The sequence below is a fragment of the Ruminococcus sp. 1001713B170207_170306_F1 genome, from assembly GCF_015668065.1.
Taxonomy (GTDB): domain Bacteria; phylum Bacillota; class Clostridia; order Lachnospirales; family Lachnospiraceae; genus Blautia_A; species Blautia_A faecis.
On sequence record NZ_JADPEX010000076.1, the window covers coordinates 1 to 1,057 of the forward strand.

Below are 1,057 nucleotides of genomic sequence, written 5' to 3' on the forward strand. Positions count from 1 at the left end.
TTGCAGTCCAAATTGAAGCCCAATAACTACACGGAATCATGCATGATAAATGAGGCAGATGGATGGAGAGGAAGAAATGTGTGGTACCTAGGGAGGTCTGTGCGGTATGCCTTGAAAGAGGTAACCATTGCATAAAGCAATGCTGAACGCACAGAAGTCAGCAGAGGTCATAGTAGCCAAACGAAACAAGTTCTGTTCGAGGTGAAGGACCGAATCAGTAGGAACCTTGAGTATAACCGAGAAAGGAGGAATGACCGTCTATGGCAGAAAACATTGAAAATAATGGCTGTTCGCAAAGAGATAATGCGGAACATGAAGGGTATGTGAAAGCGTCTAGGTCATTCAATCGGATATGGAAAGAAAGAGATAGTGCACAGCCGAGACTTTTGGAAGCGATACTGTATAAAGATAACTTTAACAGAGCGTATAAGAGAGTTAAGGCAAACAAGGGAGCGCCAGGAATTGATGGCATGACTATTGAGGAGGCTCTTCTATATCTAAAGGAACATCAACAAGAGTTAACTGACCGCATTTATCGTGGAAAGTATACTCCGTCTCCAGTAAGACGAGTTGAGATTCCAAAACCAGATGGTGGTGTGCGAAAACTTGGCATACCAACAGTAATAGACCGTACACTTCAACAGGCAATAACCCAACAGTTAGTGCCAATCTATGAACCGCTGTTTGCAGATGGTAGCTATGGCTATCGTCCGAACAGAAGTGCAAAAGATGCAATATTTAAGGTTAAGGAGTATGCAGAACAAGGCTATACATTTGCTGTAGTCCTTGACTTGTCAAAGTACTTCGATACTCTTAATCACGAAATTCTCATCAATCTTCTCCGGAAGAATGTAAAAGATGAACGTGTAGTACAGTTGATAAAGCGCTATCTGAAGAGCGGTGTAATGGAAAACGGAGTGGTCATTGACACAGAGGAAGGCTCACCACAAGGGGATTTATGCCGAGCTCGGCATAAACCGCCTTATGACGAGATAAACGTTATGACGAGTTAACGCTGATTATCTGCGTAAATACGGGATTTCTTTAAATTTATCTC

The 1,057-nt window shown here is 42.6% G+C and carries 1 pseudogene; it reads left to right on the forward strand.

From position 1 onward, the window contains the following. Nucleotides 1-260: 260 nt before the first annotated feature. A pseudogene (locus tag I4V84_RS19545) lies at nt 261-953 on the forward strand (reverse transcriptase domain-containing protein); the annotation flags it as partial. Nucleotides 954-1,057: the final 104 nt, after the last annotated feature.